Source organism: Allobosea sp., assembly GCF_030695125.1.
Lineage (GTDB): Bacteria > Pseudomonadota > Alphaproteobacteria > Rhizobiales > Beijerinckiaceae > Allobosea.
Genome location: NZ_JAUYTP010000074.1, coordinates 33,694 through 50,621 on the forward strand (window position 1 = coordinate 33,694; position 16,928 = coordinate 50,621).

A 16,928-nucleotide genomic window follows, 5' to 3' on the forward strand; every position below is an offset into this window, starting at 1 on the left:
GTGCTGGGGTGTTCGCGGCGACGGCAATCCGAGGAATCACTCCGTTAGCTCAATGCGTGTCATTACCGCGGCGATCGGCTGATGGATCCAATACTCAATGCGCTTTCTGCCAGTGATCCGTTCGATCGCACGAGCGTACTGCGAGACCTGGCCCGCGAACTCGCGCAGCCGATCCTGGTCGAGCGTCACCGAGCCGGGGAAGCTTTTGTGGTCGACGATAGCATAGCCGTCGCCCAGGTCGACCAGAAGGTCGAGGCGGCTTACCACGACCTGAAGGCCGTCTTCGGCATGAACCGGCCACTCCTTCAGTTTGGCTGCGCCGTCAAACCTGGTGTCGACGAAACTGCGCAGCCGATCCGAGATCTCGACGAGGTCTGCCGGCGCCACCTGCGGCACGGTCCAGCGGGCGAGGGTTGCGGCCGCACGTGATGTGCGCGTGGTCGTGCCCGTATTAGGATCGTCCGCAGCCAGGAAGCGGTGGATGGCCTCTCCGAGCAACTGTAGGTCGGGATCGCCCACCAGGGGTATGCGGTCGCCGAGCCTCTCGGTGGCCGCAACGACCACGTCCGCCTCTAGTAGGATTGCGTCGCTAGGTCGGATCCGGAGCGGCGGGTGGGCGATCGGCGCCGATACAGGACGCATATATTCCTGTACGGGATCGCTGGTCGCCTCTGCCGGGTCCAATGCATCCGGGGACGACCGACTTGCGAATGCCTCTGCGCCCACGTTGATCGTCGTCCCGGCGTTCGAAATCAAGGGCGCGCCGCTGTTGGCTTGCAGCTCTTCGAGCCAGGTCTGCGATCCACCGGTATTGGCGAGAGCCAGGTGGTCCCGGGCGCGCGTCAGCCCCACGTAGAGCAAGCGCGTGCGCTCCAGGCGTTCTTCAGCGAGCGCCGCGATGCCTTCCGGACTTGCTGGCGCGGAAACGTCGAGGCCGACGTCCTTTTGCTGTTCGCCGTACGGCCAGGGCCAGAAGCGCAGGACCCGGGCGGCGAGGGGCGAACTCCAGTCCGGTGCCGCCTCGTCCTGGGCGATCATGCCAAAGGGTGAACCCTTCGCGGGCGCGTCGAGCTCGGTCAGAATCACAATCGGCCACTCGAGACCCTTGGCCGCGTGGTAGGTCATGATATTAACCGCATCGGGATGGCGGCTCTGTGGCTGTCGCGCGTTATCGCGCGAGGCGACCCACTCGCACGCCCCAGTTAGGGTCGCGGCCTGTCGCTCGGCATGCTGCTCGTCCTGATATGCCTCGACCATGCCTCGCAGCGCCTCTAGGTTCTGCAGGCGCTGTTCGGCGTTACCCCAGCCTAGCAACGTGGCGAAGACTGTCTCGGCGTGCAGGAGGGCGTCTAATATCTCCGCGGGAGTGAGCTGGTGTGCCCGGTCGCGGATCGCAGCCAGCGCGTCGGCGAACGGCACGCGGGCGATCAGGCCGGCCTTGGCGTCCTCGTCGAACACGGCGGCGAACCATTCGTCGGTCTCCGTCGCAAGGCGTGCCAGCTCTGCGAGCGCGAGCGTGTCGCTCGCGTCGGCAATCCACCTGAACGCGGCGAGCGCGAACTCAATCTCGGGCTGGAAGAGGAGCCCTGACCGCTCAACCGCGACGCGGATGCCGTGCTGGGACAGCGCGAAGGCCAGATCGCCCACCTGGGCATTGCCTCGACACAGCACGGCGATGTCACCGCCGCGCGCCTCTCGGGTGCCGCCGCCCTTCATCGCCACCGTCCACCCGGCCGGATCGGAAAGCAGGCCGGCGATGCGGCCTGCGAGTATCGCGGTTCTAGCTACCTTGTTCTTGCCCGACATGTCCCAAAAGGAGAGGCCCGGCTGTCCGTCCGGATCCTCCGTGCGTTCGCAGCCGTCGAACATGATCTCTTCCTCCGACATGCCAACCCTCAGCATGTTGGGGGCGATCGCTGCATTGACGAAGCCGGCTAGCTGGGGGCGAGCGCGGTACGAGCGGCGAAGATAGCCCGTCGTGCCGCCGGTCGCCGCCGTGATGGCCGCAGACGCGGCGCTGGTGAGAGCCGGATCGGCATCGCGGAACCCATAGATCGACTGCTTGGGGTCGCCGACCCACAGGTTCCGGCCAGCGATGCGCGACAGCGCGGTGAAGATCGCGATTTGGATGGGACTCGAATCTTGGAACTCATCGACGAATACCGCCCCGATGAGTTCGCGCAGGCGTTCCGTGTTCGCTGGATTGCTGATGATGTCGAGGGCGAGCATTTCCTGATCAACGAAGTCGAGGAGGCCGCGAGCGCGCTTGTACTCACCGTATGCGGTCATGCAACTGGCGGCACAGTCGAAGATGAGCTCGATGTACCGCTGGAGGTCAGACTTGAGGCCGGGATGCCTCGGATGGGCTGCAGCGGCCGCGACCACGTGGGTAAAGAGCGCTTCGTCCGCTTTCGTTGCGCCGAGCTTCGCGAGTCGAGCCCAGTCTGGCCACGAGATTCGATCGCCGCCGCGGAGCGTGCGCACGGCCTTGTCGACTGTCGGCACGTCCTTGTTGAGCGTTCCGGCCTTGAGCCCGCTCTTGTTTCGGTCGAGCTCCACGGTGCAGGCTTCCAACGCCGATGCCAACGCCGCGTCGAATGCTTCGGCGGCCTGGCCCGTAGCGGCGGGAAGGAGTCCTAGCAGCCCAGCGGCCGAACGAGCTGCGCAATGCGCGAGACGCTCAGGCGGGATGCCGTTCGAACGAGCGAGATCAACGGCGCGCCTGACGTCGTCCTGCCACCCCCGGACCGTTCGACCGTGCACGGAGTAGCTGCGGGCCTGGACACCGAAGCGCTCAGCGATCTCCGAGATAGCGGGTCCGAATTCCTCGATCACCGGACCTGCCGCGCGGCTGAACACGGACGCCTGCCGGTCCTCGGCGATGACCTCGGCGACGGGTGATCGCCCCAACTCGAAAGCGAACTCTGAGATCAGCGATCCACATACGGAGTTCACCGTGCCAATGCGCGCCGAAAGCATGGCCGCACTGAGGTCCGGTCGACCGGCCTCGATCAGCCTCGCCCTGATCCGGCCGACAAGTTCGGCCGCCGCCTTCTTAGTGAACGTGGTTGCGAGGATACGGTGCGGCGGCAGGGCTGCGCCAACCTCGGCCACGATCTCCTCGACCAATCGGTACGTCTTGCCCGTACCGGCGCTCGCGATAGTCGTGTCGACCCGGTTCTGCATGGTGCTCGCTTCCGTCATGCCAGCCCCCTGACCCGGCACAGCGTTGAGTAGTCGCATCGCTCGCAGTGCACGTCGCGATCGATTGTGAGTTCAGGCGGTAGATGGTCCCGGACTCCCTCGACGCCGGTGGCAAGAATCTGACCCGCCTCCGCCGATGTCCGCCATATCGACCACGCGGCAACGATGGCTGCCCACGTGTCGGGGAACGAACGATCGCCGTCGATAAGACGTCCGACGAGACCGCTGCCTTCGAGTGTTGCAAACTGCCTCTGGTTCAGCAGGAAGTAACCCGCCCTATACGGCTGCTCCCCGGAAAAGAGCGCACCGTAGGTGGCTAGCTGCACGGCCCGCCCTTTGGAGAGCTCTTCCATCCGGGCCTTCTCGCTGCGCGTCCATTTGAGGTCGATGATGACCGCATTCCCCGATCTGTCGCGGGCAACTAGGTCGATGGCGCCACGCAGGGCGAGAAGCGGTTCGAATGTCCCACTGACCTGCTGCTCGGTCGACTCAACCATGAGTTGGTTGTCGGAGAGGCAGCGTGCCAGGCTCGCCATCGCAGCAGGCAGCCGGCGGCGCGCGAAGTTTAGCTCCTCGGCGAATTCGGGATGCCGCAGCGGCGCAGCGAGCTGATCGATCCGACCTTCTAGTAGGTCCGTCGCGCTTTGCGCGGCCATGTCGGGCTCGGGAGGCGTGCCAGGTGTGAACACCTCGCGCGCGATGGCGTGCGCCAGGTTGCCCAACAGTTGGTTAGCATCGGGGATCGACCGGACGCGACCCGGTCTCAGCCGGGCGACGTGCCGGAGCGCCCACATGAGCTGGCACGACAGAAGGTTTTCGAGCGACGTGGCCGACTCGGTGATCTGCGCGAGCCTCGGCGAGAAACCCGCCGGAGTCTCCCACGAAAAGCGTGCTGTGGGCAGCGACCGCGGTGCGATGGCCTGCCGCTCAATCGTCGTCCCCGCGATCGTGAGCGCGGGTGTGCTGAGCGCAGCCTCCAGCCCGATCCGTGTGCCGACAACGTCCAGCGCCGGCTTCAGCCGGTGCGCAAGCGGATGGAGGCTGTCGTCGGCTTCGCAGTCTAGCCCACCTGCGACCAGCAGAACCTTCCCGCGCGCGTTCAGGATCACGCGCTCCCAGGCGGCGCTAGCTGCGCGCGCGCACACCGTCACCTCGTCTGCTGGGCAGTCGGCTGCCGCCAGCTCCCTCCGCTCTCCATCGGACCATGGCGACCGGGCTGTGCCCTCACGTGTCGTGCCGAAGTTCCACCAGACGACGGAAGTCGTGGGCGCCCAGACCGAACCAGGATGAGGCACGCTTCGCCAGCTCGCGGCTTCAGCCCGCGAGCTGGGGTTCGACTGCCCGAGATCGAGCGCCTGATCGATTACGCGTTCCACCAGCAGCCGCGGAAGCCGGTCACGCCCAATAGCCGCGATTGCTGTCCTCACTTCGCCGGCGAGGGTGGACGTCGCCGCGTAGAGGAGGTCGCTGGTCACGGCGTATCGACGCGCAGCCCACGTTGTGACGCGATCGCATATCTGCAGCGACTGTTCGAGGGGCATGCCCACGACCGGGTTGGCCGTTTCCTGCTCCGCCCATTCCCGCCAGCGAGCCAATCGTGGACCGATCGCTGCAAGCTCGTCCGCATCGTTTCCAGCTCGCTCGCGCTCCTTCTCGGTGATCCTCGCCCATGCCTGCTCCCATTCCGGCCCGCCTCGGCCGGGAGCTTTCTCCAGAGCGGAGGCGAGATGCCATGCCGCGCGGGGCGCCACCGGCGAGTTTGGAAATACCAGGAGCTCCATGAGTGCGTGAGGATCGAAGGGAGCCCACGCGCTTTTGAAGGCGAGCAACAGCAGTTGGAGCGAACCTCGGTGGATAGATGAGCGGCTACGACCAGCCCGTGGCTGTCCGAACCCGCTCAGCCCGTGGTCGAGTAGGTCGGTGTCACCATCCTGCGCAACGAGTGCGATCTCACCGGCGGTCTGGCCCGCGAACCACTGCCCGACGATTTCGGCCGCGAGCGGTTCGCTCACCGAGGACGCCACCGTCACGGTTCCGTCCGAACCCTCCAACGCCTCGGGAGCACCGAGCATCCACCTCTGAAGCTTGCCGAGGGATGTTTCGGGAGGAGCCGCGGGCCGGACTTCGATTGTCTCCAGCGCGCTGCCGAGATCCCGAAGACGAACGACGAGACGGCGGATCGGGGAAGGGTGCAAATCTATCGAATCTATGAGCCGGATGCGTTCGATAGGCGGCGCGTTGGTCTCCTCAAACTCTTTCAACACCGCGGCGATGCGGTCGGACAGCCCGGGCGGCAGTTGGCTCGCGGCGCGGCATGCGACCGCAAGGTCGGCAAGCCGAGGCTCGTGCCAGGGCAGATCTTGCTGCCATCCGAGCCCAATCAGCTCGTCGCGCCAGGCGAGCAGCGTGCGGGCTGTGGACCACGGGTCCATTCCGAGCGATCCCGACCAGAAGAACTCGCCCTCGAGACCCTCCAATGTTGACTGAAACGACGCGATACGCACGACCTGCGGCTTGCGCGGGCCGCCAATACCGAGTGACACCTCGAGGAGGTCGACGAGCCCTGCCGGACCGACGACCGGCTGGCCCATCGAACCGCCCGCGCCGCCACCGTGGTCGGGGCTAGCGCCACCGTCAGCCCAAAGTCCGAAAACGATGTTCATAGCGCCCCCCTCGTCAGGATGTCAGGCTCCGAGGGGTAATTCAACCTGAGGATGTATGTTTTCTCCCACGTCGCGATCGGTGCTAAAGGTCTGCCAGGAGAATGAGAAGGGGATAATTCAGTAACGTGATTCGGTTTCGTCGTCTGACGCCTGTTCCTCTTAATTCTTGGTTGGTTGATCAAGGCATCCCTCATACGCATCAACGCTACCGGCTACGGGTTTGGCGAGAAGTTCACGGTGCTCTCGGCCCATTGCGTGATGAGCTGATCGCATATGTTCAGGAAGCGTTGGACGACGCTCGTCGTCGTATTCGATCAGGCTTTCAGGACGATCTCTCGCCTTTCAATGATCTGGCGCATGACCCTGCCGCACATTATCCCGCGATGCTCAATCGCATATCGCTTCAAGGGTACCTTGGGGAAACGCTTGGCGTGCTCGCGGTGGAGCATTTCGGAGCGATCGGACATGCCGATTGGATGGTTCCAGCGCTCCTCTTCCGCTTTCACGATCAGGAGTTCCAGCATCTGGACTTGATCAACGAACGCCTTCTGGCGGGTGAGGTACACGAGCCAGATGCAGAGAAAGAAAAGCGGCCAGGTCGGACCGGCGACGATGGATTGGCGTTCCGAGTGGACGCCACCGGAGTGATTACCGACATTCTGACGCTCGAAGCCAAATGCCTCACGGTGAGCAATACCGGCATCATGAAAGATGCGCACGAAAAGCTCATGGTCGGCGGGAACCGGCCCAGCGGCGTGCGCGAACTGATCAATCTCCTGACGGAATATGACACGCCCGAAGCTGAGGCCTGGCAACGGGCGCTGCTTCAGTTCTACAGGGAGGGCTTCCGCACGGCAGCTCGCCATGATGGACTTGCCTATGCTGTTGGCCATTCTCCCAAACAGCCGGTTGACCGGATCGCGTGGCTGCCCCCCGAAGCGCCGCATCCCGCCTATACGATACAGCGCAACCTCGAAGCGATGGAGTTTCAGTTCGAGAATTTAGATGCCGTAGTCGACATATTGTATCGGGGCGCTTGAGATGACGAATGCGGCTACGATCGCCATCGCACGAGAGATTCGAGAGAACTTGGCGGGTCAGGCTCTGACCGCTCGCCAAGCCAAACTCTACAGCCAACGGTTGCGGCGCGACATGGGCCGCGATGGGTTGGCGAGTTTCGGCGCAGGAGACATCGCCGGTCATCTCGAAGAAGCGATGTTACTGCTGGAAAGTGGTTGGTTGGAGCGAAGCGCGGACATCACCTCGCCGTGGCGCACCTCGATCAAGCGCGCGGCAGAGATCATCGAATGGCTTTCGCAATCCCAGCTAAAGCCTCCGGGCGCGCCACTTCATCTGCTGGCGGCCGCAGCCTATCAGTTGGCCGATTATCCTGCGATGGCGCTGGGACATTTACTGCGGCTACCAGAGGGAGAGCCGCTGTCCGAGATTCTCCGCCAGTTTATCCGCGCAGACTTCCCCGCAGCTTTTCAGGCGGCACAGACGTTCTGGGGCAGTTATCGGAGGCTGGGGGTCGATGGTCGCATCGATCCCAATGACCTGGAAGTCGCAACCGTCCAGCACATCGTCATGTGCGTCGGGACGATCTGTGCGTTTCTTAGAACGGGCGGCGACGTCCCGGTCGAGCGCGCTGTGATCAAGCTGGAAGCGCTCGCCCTAGGATTTCTCCATAGTCGTGATCCCTATTCCCATTTGTTGGCGCGGTTGACAGCCGCCAGCGCGCGGCGGTTTATCGAAACCTGCCTTTGGCCTCAGATCAACGGACTCCGCCTAACGTCCAGTGGACCGGCCGGCGACGCGCTCATCCAGTTCGCGCGCTCGGCGTTTGCCAACAAACGGGCGCTTGTCTGGCCTGCGCAGGCGGCGGGCATCGCGAAGCTGCGCGACAACAGCTCGTTCGTGCTGTGTACGCCAACCGGCTCAGGGAAAACTACGGTCGCTACCCTTGGTGCGGTCCAGGGTCTGTTCGCTGATCCCCCGGTCGGAGGCACTGCCGGCAATCTCGTGCTCTACCTCGTGCCATCCCGCGCGCTCGCGGCCGAGGTGGAGGGCCGGCTTGCCGAGGATCTTCGCGGGATCGCGGCGGAGCCGGTTGTCGTGACCGGCCTGTATGGAGGCGTCGATTGGGGGCCGACGGATGCCTGGATTCAAACCGATCAGCCGACCGTGGTCATCTGCACGTTCGAGAAGGCCGACGCGCTCCTGCGCTATCTGGGCGTTCTGTTCCTCGGCAGGGTTCGCACGGTCATCATCGATGAAGCCCATATGGTGGAGCAGGACGAGGCCCGGCTGACTGGACTGGGTGACGGGACATCGCGCGCATTCCGGCTCGAGCAGCTCGGCACACGCCTGATGCGCGCACGGGAAGATCACGACTTCCGTATTGTCGCGCTGTCTGCGGTCGCGGCACGGGCAGCGCCTGCCTTGGCCCGTTGGGTTTCCGATGCGCCAGCGGCGATACCCACAAGTTCGTCCTATCGCAGCACACGGCAGATGCTCGGGCGTCTCGAAGTACGCCCGACCGGCCAGTTCGCGATCCGTTACAGCCTGATGGATGGACACTCGTTGAAGTTTGACGACGAGCGGCGGGACGACTCACCATTCGTACCCGATCCATTCCCCGCTGTTCCCGGGGGTATCGATCCGGGAGATGGGCCCGAGGTGCGGCTGCGCGCGCCGACGTTGTGGGCGGCGCTCAACCTGGCGGCAAAAAGGCCGGATGGCTCAACACCTTCGGTCCTGATTTCGTTGACACAGAATATCGACACCTTTGCCGCGACGTGTGCCGATCTCTTGGACGAATGGCAGGACATCGCACTTCCCGATTATTGGTCGATTGACGAGGGCAACCAGATTTGGGCGCGCTGCCTGGCGACAGCCATCGACTATTTTACAGAGGATTCCGTCGAGTATCGGCTGCTAGCACGCGGCATCGTGGTGCACCACGGCAAAATGCCGGGCCTCCTCGCCCGACGCCTGAAGACCGTTATTGATCGTGGCTATGTCCGAGTCATCATCGCTACTTCGACGCTTTCGGAAGGGGTCAACATTCCGGTCAATTTCCTGCTGATCCCAAGCGTCTTCAGAAGTAATGCCGAGATGCCGCTGCAGGAGTTCAGCAATCTGATCGGCCGCGCGGGACGCCCCGGTGTTGCAACAGAAGGCAGCGCGCTCGTTGTCCTGCCTGAACGCACCTATGAGAGCCGCTTCGGGCAGATCGTGCCAACCTATAGCCGGCAGTGGAACGGGTACGAAAGCCTGATCGCCCAGCTAGAGGCTGCGACCGCGGCAGTGGGCGACCTGATCCCGGATGATCAGGCATCGAGTCCGCTCGGCCATCTGCTTCGCGAGCTCGAGCGCGCGTGGAAAGCGGTCGCGGGAGGGGGAACTGAGGCGGACTTTGCCGCTTGGCTTGAGCAAACGGCCGTCACTGAGCAGGTTGTGTACCCGCCATCCAGCCAAGATTATCTTGATTCGCTGGACGCATTTCTGATTGCGGCGATCCAGGAGGTCGAGGAACTCAAGGGCATCGAACTTGATGCCGCCCAGCTCGAAGCGGAGCTGGTGAAGATTTGGCGACGCACCTATGCGCATGCGGCGTCGCATGGCGAAGCCCATCTGGCGACGATCTGGCTGGCTCGCGGCAGAGCGATCAAGGCCCAGTATCCCGATTCCGATCAGCGCCGGCGTTTATATAAGACGAGCCTGACTCCCCGATCTGCAAAGCTGCTGCTGGATCGCGCGGAGGCAATTCGCGTCAAGCTATCGGAGGGCCGCGATTATGCGACGTGGACCACCGAAGAGCAGTTTGCCTTCATTCGCGACGTGCTGGCATTTCTATCTGAAATTCCGGTGTTTGCGATTGAAACGAAGCTTGGCCGAAAAAAGAATTTCGATGACTGGCCCATATTGCTTCGGTGGTGGCTGGCCAAATCGACGCTGGCGCGACAACCTCGCGCGAATGAGGTGACTAACTGGTACGCCTTTGTGGCGAACAACTTCATCTATCGCGGAACTTGGGGGCTGGGCAGCGTCATCGGCCTGCTGCTGGATGCGACCGATGACGGACAGCCCATTCGCGCGCTGGAAATTGCCGACTGGCCCCTAAGCGGTTTGCCGTGGATCGGATTCTGGCTGAAAGAGCTTATCAGTTGGGGGACGCTCGATCCGGTGGCGGCCTTTTTGCTCGCACGCGGCGATGCGGTTGATCGTCCGCAGGCGGAGTTGGATGCGAAAGCCTATTATGGAGGTCGTCCGGCGGGTGAAGATGCCAACGCGCTTCTCGACCCTCGGACGATCCGTGCATGGGTGGAAGCGAGGCAGCCCGCGCGCGCAGCGCGCACAGGCACAGTAACAATAGCGATCGAAGTGGAATGCGTTCGTCCCGTCGAGGCGTATCGGCAGCAGCGACTGGTCGTATTGCCGCTTGTGGAGGCAAACGCGATTGTCTGGCTTGACCCCGCCGGTTATGAGGTGGCGCGAAGCGTAAAGCCAGGCGATTGGCCCGAGAAACCCGCCCTATTCCAGTTTGAGCTTCTGGTGGCAGTATCCTTGATCACGGGCAATCCGTATCTGCCTCACCGTTGATTCCTCTTCTTCCCGACGCAGAAGTCAGGGACTGAATGCGTGTAGTCCATATCGAAGTTCAGCACCTGGAGTGCGGCTTAATATAGAGCTCCCAATCGCCCGCTGTAATCTCTCGCTTGGAAACTTCGGACGAGGCTGCCGTAAAGGTCAGGAAATGCCTTGAAGCAATAAGCTTTATATTCGCTGGCGGGAGGAGAATGTGCTCGCGAACAGTTCCGCGATCGTTTCGGTGACCAACTGGAAGGGAATCAGAAACATTGGCGGATTCAGAACCGCGTCGGTGCCATGGGCGAACATGTTTCGCAGATGATTCAGCCCGTCCACGTCGGCCGAGATCAGATTCTGGGCCTTTGCGGCCCTGAGCAACTCGTCGAGCATGGGAGGAGGTCTCGCCTTTCCCTTCCTATCCAGTCTGCCGACGAACTGAGAACCCAGGCGCTCCCGCAGCGCCAACTCGAGGCACGGAAAGGTCTGTGCCGCCGCAACGGTCAAGAGGTCGTAGGAATAGTAGGAGTAGATATAGGTGTGACGCAGGGCGTTATGGCATCGGCGGACTGCGTCCGGGACCCCGTCGGGTAGTTCCATCCTGCTCATGTCATCATGCAGCTGTTCAAGGCCGCCGCCAACGAAACCGGCGACCCCGGAAAAATAGGGGTCGGGCGTGTGCAATTCATCCGTTCGTTTGAACATGCTCTCCGCCTTACAGTTCAACCATCACGGGCGGTACGGCTTGTCCATCTATTGGTAATCGGTTGCGCGCATGGGGCGGCACCCGCGCAGAATCCCCCGATTTGCCGACCGGCTTCCTGGGCCTGCTGCTGATCGCTGTCTTTATCGGCGGCATCGCCAACATCCTCTGCGCTCTACTGCACCGGCGCTCCGGCACTGAGGATGGGCGCGCTATTTGCTCTCGCCCATGCAGGGCGTGGCGGACGCTTCGCCTGTCCTTGCTAACGTGCTCCGTTCGCCGCTCGTTCAATCATTTCCATCGAGGCTAGGATTTCTTCGAAACGAGGGGCTTCGCCGAAAATCATGGGCGTCATGTTTGCATAGTCGCGCGCAAGCGCGTCGATCATTGCTGCTGTCGGCACGAGTGCAAATGATCCGGTTGCGGCCGTGGCCAGGTCGTAGTCGGTCCGATTGAAGAACATGAGCGCATGGCGAACACAATCTGCTCCCAGCGCAGCATCGGCTAATGCTGTCCGGCCGATGTCAGATGCGAAGAGGCAGTGGAGATCATAGAAGTGCCGCGAAACCCGCTGGCCTGCCTGGCGCAGCTCGCCGCGGCGCTCGAACCAGCGCCGCAGGCCGTGTGCGATCACGACCTTGTCCCAAAACGTGCGCTCCCCATTGATCGTTGTCACATTCGGAACCGTGAGATCGAGTCCGCCCGCCTCGTCGGCAATGTAAGGCCGGATGTTCTTGGGCTGGTTGGGGTCGAGTGCCGACTTGGCGCCGGACTCGATCCGCACTGCCGGTCGCACGTAGGACTCGTCGCGCGGCTCAACCTCTGGATACCAGACCAGAAGCGTCTGTCGCTCGGGGTCTGCCTCATCGATCTCGACGCGGCCTTTTCCGTCCGTCGCTGCAGCAAGGTGTTCGGCCAGGAATTCGTGCAGCGCGCCGGTGATATAGCTGCGACAGGCGTCGCGAATCGCGTCTAGGCGAGCACGGCGCTTGTTGTTCGACAGTGCCTCAAGCTCTTCCACGGAAGCAGGCTCGTCGAGATCGTCACGAAACACCGTGACGTCGATGTCTTCCGAAAATCGCTCAATGAGCCCATAGGCTTTCGATAGCGATGTTCCGCCCTTGAACAATAGGCGTGGCCCTCCCGCTGGTCGCTCACGATAGAGGGCGTTGAGAGTCCAGCAGACCCAAAAATCCTTTTCGACATTCCCGATTGGCGTGCCGAGCCGGTTTGCTGTGGTCAAAAAGAGGTCGAGCTTCTCGGCGGGGGCGGCTGAGATGACTTCGGCATAGGCAACAGCGCTCACGAGTGATTCTCCAGCTCGCCATTCATAGGTTCAAGAAGGGGCCGGAGAAAATCCTGCATCCAGATTGGCATGGCAGAGAGCCCCGCGCGAAGATCCTCGCGTATCTCCTTTCCATGCTTGGGAGCGGTGAGCAGCCTGCGAAGTTGGTTCTCGACGCTCCGTCGATCGTCTTCCGTACTCATCATATCCTGCATCCAGTAGAGTGCTTGGACGACGCGCATGCCTGGGCGTCCCGCCCAGTAGAGACGGCTGGGTGCGGCCGATTTGAAATGGATGACCTGCTTCCCGAGCGTGATCGGTTTCAAGCGGGCATCAATCAGCACTTCAATGCGCGCCGGGACCGCCGTGGTGAGGCCGAGGTCGTTTGCGGCGGTCATGCCGTCGACCACGACGCGGGCTTGGTCCCGCCGCGTTACGGCTCTGATCACAGCGCGATAGTCGGGGACCACCGTTTTGCCGGTGAGGTTGCTTTTTCGCGGCTTGTCGTAGAGCCCACGATCGATGCGACGGAGTTCGCCTGCCGCGACGAGGCGTTGCAATGTCTTGTCGATGGCAGCGCGGCTGGCGAGGTCGGCGAAATCGCTGGGCGTCCACACCTCTGCCGGCGTCGCGTCAATACGGGCCATAAGGCGCCGCCGAAGGTCCGTGGCCGGTTGATCGAGCATGTCCGAAATATGATGCAAATTTCGGACACTGTCGAGAGTGTCCTAACAATGCTGCATTCTTCGGACAAGCAGTGAGCCCCACCGGCGCTCAATCGTCGTGAGCGTCGAGATTTGCGAGAGCCCCGTCGAGCCGGGCAGGCATCTCCTCGATGTCACGTGTCAGCCGACGTGAACAGTTACGTCGTATCCGAACGACCGGAGCGCCTTGCTCGTCCGGCCATTCCTCGGGGGGTAACGATCGGGAAGCGCCCATCCCACGATCTCGCCCAAGGCGCTGACCCCAAGCAACTCGACCTTTCGCTTCGGATCCGTGAGGGCTTCCCAGAGCCGGTGTGGAACTTCCTCCGGCCGGCCGCCATAGAGAACGAATGCCAGTGTTTCCGTGACGGACACGCCGCCTCGCCCCGGTGCACGAAAGATGTGCCTGGCCAGGGCGTCGACCTTTTTGGGAATATCGTAGGCCTTTCCGCCCTTCAGGCCGATGAACCGGTTGGGCGCACGACGGGCATACTCCTTTGTCGCATGAACCCGCCCGAGCACTTTGACGAACTGGTCTTCGGTCAGCCGGCCCAAAATCCTCTCCGAAAAAGCCTTCTGCAGGAAGGGCGCAGTCTTGTTGAGCATTCTGTTTTCGTCCGATGAGGAGGGCAGGGTGCGCCACCAGCGAATCGCATTCTCGACCGCGGCGTCGGGATCCATTCGATTGCGCGCGAAATGGCTCTCGAAGTCTGCGCGCCGTCCGTCGAACGTGTTCTGATAGTAGTGCGCATGCAGGAATTGATCGGCTTGTGCGCCGAGCGGTGCCGTTGCGCCGACCCATGACGGCCGGTTTCCCTCAGAGGAAATCTTGGACGCGATATCCCGGATGATCTGGAGCGTGCGGTTCCATTCATCAAGGAAAGCCTGGCGGCGGCGGTCGCCAGCCGATTTGGTGCTGGCGCGAGCCAATCCCTCCCAATGTGGCACCAGGTCGGTCGCAAGCATCGCGTCGTCGGCGGCCTTCACGGCGGCCTTGCGTCGTGTCAGTTCCTTGCTCCTCGCCGAAAGCAGGTCGAAGAGCTCCTGCGTCAGAGGTGCGGCGTGCTTGTCGATCTCGGTGAACATATGATCAAGCTCGAGGTCGTGACCGCCCTCGGCGAGCTCGGCTTCCGTCAGGAAAACGCCAGCTTCGACGTTATTCCACCACGCGCTTTGGGTGAGATTGGCCGAGCCAATATAGGCGCCGTAGCCGCGCCACCAGATGACCTTTGGGTGAAATCGCCGTACCAGCTTGCAGACATAGCGCCCGGACTTGCGGTTCAGGAATTTGTCGAGAACCGGAATCGCGACAGGGACCTGCTCATCAAACCGTCCCCAGAAGTGAAGCGGGATTTTGTTGTCCCAGCACCAATCGAACAGCAGATCGCTCTCGGAAGCATAGGCGACGGCGGCATCGACACGTTCAGTATGTTCTGTGGCGTTCAGGATGATGTTGCGGAGGTAGCCGCCATTTATTCCATTCAGCAGTAAATCCACGTCACGCTACCCCCACCCGTACCCTCGCCTTTGGCCGTGGCCTATTTCAAGGCCCGGACCTCAGCAATATGGTTGGAGTGCTTCAAAACCTGAAGTGAATGAGGGCGTCGCCCTTCGGGCCGGGCTGTTGGCTGCGCCGAAGCTCCGAAGCCGGGTCTTCTCCCTGGCGGGCGGCCATCCCTGACGCGGTCCGGGCGAATGCCGTCCGAGGAAGGGAAGGCGGGATTCATGCTGGGTTCGCTGCGACGGTGGATGGAGGGGCGAAGGCAAATCCGCCGGAGATGGCAGGCAGACGCGCTTCGTCTGGTGCAGCATGACGAACCTGGCGCGTACTACGAGGCGCAGCGCCTGGCCGCTCGGGCCCGCGCTTCAGGTCAAGCCCGGGAGTTCATCCATTGGACCAAAGCGGCCGCCGAAGTGGCGAGGATCTCGCCGCACGCGCACATGGATCTCGCAGTCGTCCAGGCGATCGTCGATGATGAGATGCGGCGTGGAAGGGCTTCTCGCCGCGGTGACGACTGAAGGGCGGCGGCATCGACATCGCTCCGGCAAGGCACGGAAGCCGTCCTCTCGACCTGAGGCACTGAGCGGGACGGGACGTGTTCCGGTGCGGCAGTGTGGTTCAGCGTCCGAGAAAAGAGCGTGCGAGAGGGCGCGGACCTCCTTCGGAGCAAGCCCGACCCCGCTCTCCATGGATGGCTTTCCTGGTCCTCCGCCCGGCCTTCCACGATCAACCCGCAAGGGGTCGGCTATGCGCGGCATGCCGCCGCTGCGGCTTCGCCTGCGCGGTGATCGCGGCCGGTTGAGGACACTGACGGACGCCATCGAGCGGGGGTCGGCCTCGCTCCAAGATGGAGCCCTCAAATGTCGCACGATCTTTCCCTCGCCCAGTCCCACGCGTTCCAGCTAGCCCGCACCCTGATGGTCCCGGTCACGCTGTTTCAGGTCGATGGAGCGTTCGGCGTCATGCCGAGCGACGAACTCGACGACGCCGACGTGATCGTCGTCCACGAGTACGATCCCTACCAGTTCGGCCCGGCTCATTGAGCCGGGTTCGCCCTCACGGGCGGGTGCCGCTCGCGAGCTGGCGGCCGCAAGGGAAGCTGCGCCGCGGCTGGTTGGTGTCATGGCGCTGCGCGCCCTGCAGGATTCACCAGTCGTCAGCCGCGCCCTTGCCGCCTTCGCTCTTCGCGGCGGTTGGGGGTGACCCCGCGATATGCGGGAAAGGAAACCAGAGCAGGAAAGGTCCGGCCGCTGAAGAGGCGGTTCGGGGAAAAGAGCATGGAGAGGACCAAGGTTGAAGAGCTGAGGGGCCGCGTTGCCTGCGGCGCCGTGCTAGAGAAGGCAGGCTTCGCGATCGATCTGAAGGAAAGCACGCGCCGAGCGGTCAAATTCCGTCGTGGTGACGCCATCGTCATTGTGATCCACGAGGGCAGAGGATGGTTCGATCCCCTCTCGGATGCGAAAGGCGATGTCTACACCCTCGTCGCGCACCTCGACGGGGTCGGGTTCGCCGAGTGCCTCGACCGCGTCGCGGAGCTGGTGGGGTTCGTCTCCTCTGAGCCTGTCTGGATACGGCCCGGGCGCGAGCACGATGTCGAACTTGCTGTCGCCGAGCGTTGGCGCCGCCGGCGCAAGCCGTGGCCCACCTCTCTGACCTGGCGCTACCTCTATGATGAGCGCGGCCTCCCCGAGGCGGTCCTCCGCGCAGCGATCCGGCACGACCGGTTGCGCGAGGGGCCGCGCGGCAGCATGTGGGCGGCCCATGTCGATGATGCGGGCATGGTCACCGGCTGGGAGGAGCGCGGTCCGGATTGGCGCGGGTTTGCGACCGGCGGCGCGAAGGTTCTGTTCCGCTTCGGTCCTCTCGATGCCCGGCGCGTCTGCGTGACCGAGGCGGCGATCGACGCCATGAGCCTCGCGGGGATCGAGGCGATGCGACCGGACAGCCTGTTCCTCAGCACCGGCGGCGGCTGGGCGCCCTCGACCGAGGCCGCGATCCGGGCGCTCGCGATGCGGGAAAACACCCTGCTCGTCGCGGCTACCGACAATAATACGCAAGGCGAGGTTTACGCCGCGCGCCTGATGGTGATCGCCGCAGAAGCCTCCTGCAGCTTCGTGCGCCTCCGCCCGATCGCGGAGGACTGGAACGAGGATCTCCGCGCGCGGGCAAAGAGAAAGGAGGGAGAGAAAGGGAAACCTAGCTGCCGCATGCCCGCCGACCGCGTCAAGGGTGACGCTTCGCCCGCGTTCCGCGGCCCTTGACCCGGCCGGACGGAGAG

At 63.2% G+C, this 16,928-nt stretch carries 11 protein-coding genes; 5 read left to right on the forward strand and 6 right to left on the reverse strand.

What is annotated here, in order from left to right; translation table 11 throughout:
* Window positions 1-36 precede the first annotated feature (36 nt).
* Complete coding sequence (locus tag Q8S38_RS22375) at window positions 37-3,204, reverse strand: UvrD-helicase domain-containing protein (protein ID WP_305682551.1); 3,168 nt, start codon at window positions 3,202-3,204, stop codon at window positions 37-39.
* The gene (locus tag Q8S38_RS22380) at window positions 3,201-5,867 is read right to left on the reverse strand and encodes a PD-(D/E)XK nuclease family protein (protein WP_305682552.1); all 2,667 of its coding nucleotides are present in this window, start codon (window positions 5,865-5,867) and stop codon (window positions 3,201-3,203) included. The genes Q8S38_RS22375 and Q8S38_RS22380 overlap by 4 nt, the downstream gene beginning before the upstream one ends.
* 125 nt (window positions 5,868-5,992) lie before the next feature.
* Between Q8S38_RS22380 and Q8S38_RS22385 the strand changes: the two genes are divergently transcribed.
* Together Q8S38_RS22385 and Q8S38_RS22390 are read left to right on the forward strand one after the other, a co-directional pair.
* Entirely contained in the window at window positions 5,993-6,907 is a 915-nt protein-coding gene (locus Q8S38_RS22385; protein WP_305682553.1) for a hypothetical protein, read from the forward strand.
* A gap of 1 nt (window position 6,908) precedes the next feature.
* On the forward strand, window positions 6,909-10,472 hold the full coding sequence (locus tag Q8S38_RS22390) for a DEAD/DEAH box helicase (RefSeq protein WP_305682554.1): 3,564 nt from the start codon (window positions 6,909-6,911) through the stop codon (window positions 10,470-10,472).
* A gap of 174 nt (window positions 10,473-10,646) precedes the next feature.
* Here the strand turns inward: Q8S38_RS22390 and Q8S38_RS22395 are convergent, their stop codons facing one another.
* The 4 genes from Q8S38_RS22395 to Q8S38_RS22410 form a co-directional block, all read right to left on the reverse strand.
* Window positions 10,647-11,162 (reverse strand): hypothetical protein, encoded by a 516-nt coding sequence (locus Q8S38_RS22395; RefSeq protein ID WP_305682555.1) that lies wholly within the window; start codon window positions 11,160-11,162, stop codon window positions 10,647-10,649.
* A 260-nt stretch (window positions 11,163-11,422) separates the two neighbouring features.
* Window positions 11,423-12,466 (reverse strand): nucleotidyl transferase AbiEii/AbiGii toxin family protein, encoded by a 1,044-nt coding sequence (locus tag Q8S38_RS22400; protein WP_305682556.1) that lies wholly within the window; start codon window positions 12,464-12,466, stop codon window positions 11,423-11,425.
* Window positions 12,463-13,131 carry a DUF6088 family protein gene (locus tag Q8S38_RS22405; protein WP_371125949.1) on the reverse strand — a complete coding sequence of 223 codons (669 nt, stop codon included), beginning with the start codon at window positions 13,129-13,131 and terminating at the stop codon, window positions 12,463-12,465. The genes Q8S38_RS22400 and Q8S38_RS22405 overlap by 4 nt, the downstream gene beginning before the upstream one ends.
* A gap of 159 nt (window positions 13,132-13,290) precedes the next feature.
* Window positions 13,291-14,646, reverse strand: coding sequence for a phospholipase D family protein (locus Q8S38_RS22410; protein WP_305682558.1), 1,356 nt, complete (start codon window positions 14,644-14,646; stop codon window positions 13,291-13,293).
* Between the two features lie 228 nt (window positions 14,647-14,874).
* Between Q8S38_RS22410 and Q8S38_RS22415 the strand changes: the two genes are divergently transcribed.
* The 3 genes from Q8S38_RS22415 (at window position 14,875) to Q8S38_RS22425 (ending at window position 16,911) form a co-directional block, all read left to right on the forward strand.
* The gene (locus Q8S38_RS22415; RefSeq protein ID WP_305682559.1) at window positions 14,875-15,168 is read left to right on the forward strand and encodes a hypothetical protein; all 294 of its coding nucleotides are present in this window, start codon (window positions 14,875-14,877) and stop codon (window positions 15,166-15,168) included.
* A gap of 342 nt (window positions 15,169-15,510) precedes the next feature.
* Entirely contained in the window at window positions 15,511-15,693 is a 183-nt protein-coding gene (locus Q8S38_RS22420; protein ID WP_305682560.1) for a hypothetical protein, read from the forward strand.
* A gap of 234 nt (window positions 15,694-15,927) precedes the next feature.
* A complete protein-coding gene (locus tag Q8S38_RS22425) occupies window positions 15,928-16,911 on the forward strand; it encodes a DUF3991 and toprim domain-containing protein (RefSeq protein ID WP_305682561.1) in 984 nt (327 codons plus the stop codon).
* Window positions 16,912-16,928 lie beyond the last annotated feature (17 nt).